Below are 2,170 nucleotides of genomic sequence, written 5' to 3'. Positions count from 1 at the left end.
TTCTGTTTCCTCCGATCGCATAGATCCCGCGTCCGTAACGGGTCTGGTTTACTACATACCAGATAACCACCGTTATGACAATAACGAGGATGACAGGTACAGGTATCGGTCCTACCATTCCCTGTCCGATCTCTACAAAATCTCCAAGCTGGAGGATATTCTGTCCGTTCGTATAATAGAGGGCAATACCTCTGGCAGCCTGCTGCATTCCCAATGTTGCGATAAATGCAGGCACGTTGCAGTTTGCTACGAAAAATGCATTTACAATATTACAGGATACCGCTACCACCAGGGCAACCAGCACAGCTGCTGTCATGGACTGTGTCTGCTGATAAGTAGATACAGATAACACTCCTGCAAGAGCAAGAACAGAACCTACTGACAGATCCAGAAAACCACTGATGATCAGAAGCATTTCTCCGTAAGCAATCAAAATACCTACACTTAACTGCCTCGACACATTGATCAGGTTATTGCTGTTCAGGAAGTATGGGCTGAGCATACTACAGACAATGAACAGGGCAACCAGTACAATGTAAATACTGAATTTTTGTGAATAATGTGAAACTTTTGTTTTCATTTCCTTCTTCCTCTCCTTTCTCTCATTCGCCCAGACCTGCCGCATACTTCATGATCGTTTCCTGTGAAAATTCATTTCTTTCCACACATCCCGTAATCCGGCCCTGGCACATGATATAGATGCGGTCACACATTCCAAGAAGTTCCGGAAGTTCTGAAGATACCATGACAACTGCTCTTTGCTCTTTCACGATATCTGTCATGAGCTTATATATTTCAAATTTGGCGCCTACGTCAATTCCGCGGGTAGGCTCATCCAGTATCATTACTTCCGGATCACAGAGCATCCATCTTGTAAGGAGAACCTTCTGCTGATTACCACCGGACAGCTTGGATATTTCCGTGCTCATCGAAGGAGTTTTTACGTTCATCTTCTCAAACATTTCCGTGACAGCTTCCCGCTCCTTTTTCTTGTGGGCAAATCCGCTGAAAAAGAAATTTTTCAGGGAAGCCAAACTTGCATTTTCAAGCACGCTTCTTGGCGGAATGATTCCGTCCTCCCGCCGGTTTTCGGAAAGCATGATCAGTTTCTTCCCGATTGCGTCCTGAGGTGATTTTATCTTCACTTCTTCGCCGTCAATCTTTATCGTACCGGAATCATGGGGATCCAGACCAAATATGGCCCTCATAGTCTCTGTACGTCCGGCGCCTACAAGTCCGGCAAATCCCACGATCTCTCCTTTTTTAACATGAAAACTGATATCCTCGAAAAGTCCGTCCTTCGTCAGGTGCTCTACCTCCAGCGCCATCGATCCCACAGGAATATCTTCTTTTGGATAGACATTCTCGATCTTACGTCCTACCATCCGGGCGATCACGGTATCCATATCGATATCCTCTGCCCGGTCTGTTGATACTACGCTTCCGTCTCTTAAAACTGTGATATCATCTGCGATCTGGAACACCTCATCCATCTTATGAGAAATATAGATGATGGCTACTCCCTTCTTTTTCAGTTCTGCAATTTTTTCAAAAAGCAGCCCGACCTCCCTCTCTGTAATGGATGATGTAGGCTCATCCATGATAATGATCTGGGCGTTATTGGTGATCGCCTTAATGATCTCAAGCATCTGGATATCCGATACCGTCAGCGTTTTCAGCTTCTGGTCCGGGGCATAGGAAAGACCCTCGTCTGCCAAAAACTGCTTTGCCTCTCTTCGAACCTTTTTCCAGTCCACCTTTCCATACTTTGTGACCGGAAGCCTGCCAAGAAACAGATTTTCTTCTACCGATAATTCAGAAACATAATTCAGCTCCTGGGCGATCATCGAAATCCCCATTTCCATTGCCTGAATAGGACTTCTGATCACTACAGGCTCTTCATCTATGTATATCTGTCCCTTATCGGCTTTGTAAAGTCCCATAATGATCTTCATCAATGTAGATTTCCCTGCACCATTTTCTCCGCAAAGTGCATGAACCGTTCCCTTTCGGACAGAAAAATCTATATTACTGAGCGCCTTTACACCGGGAAAAGATTTTTCAATTCCGGATACCCGCATTTTAATGTCGCTCATCTGTATTTTCCTCCCTTCTTCCTTATTTTTCTGTTTTAGTAGAATCTTTTTTTGTTACTGCCAAAGGCATCTCA

At 44.7% G+C, this 2,170-nt stretch carries 2 protein-coding genes; both read right to left on the bottom strand.

Features of this window, described 5'->3' with window-relative positions; genetic code table 11:
* Positions 1-580: ABC transporter permease (locus WJ238_RS00010; RefSeq protein ID WP_337605812.1), on the bottom strand; the 580-nt coding region annotated here is incomplete at its 3' end.
* Positions 581-602: 22 nt separating this feature from the next.
* Positions 603-2,096: a sugar ABC transporter ATP-binding protein gene (locus tag WJ238_RS00005; RefSeq protein WP_256192957.1), complete on the bottom strand. Its 1,494-nt coding sequence runs from the start codon at positions 2,094-2,096 to the stop codon at positions 603-605.
* Positions 2,097-2,170 lie beyond the last annotated feature (74 nt).

The organism is Claveliimonas sp. (genome assembly GCF_037273965.1).
Taxonomy (GTDB): Bacteria; Bacillota; Clostridia; order Lachnospirales; family Lachnospiraceae; genus Claveliimonas; species Claveliimonas bilis.
The sequence above is the reverse complement of the archived record's forward strand: the minus strand, read 5'-3'. Positions and strand labels throughout refer to the sequence as shown.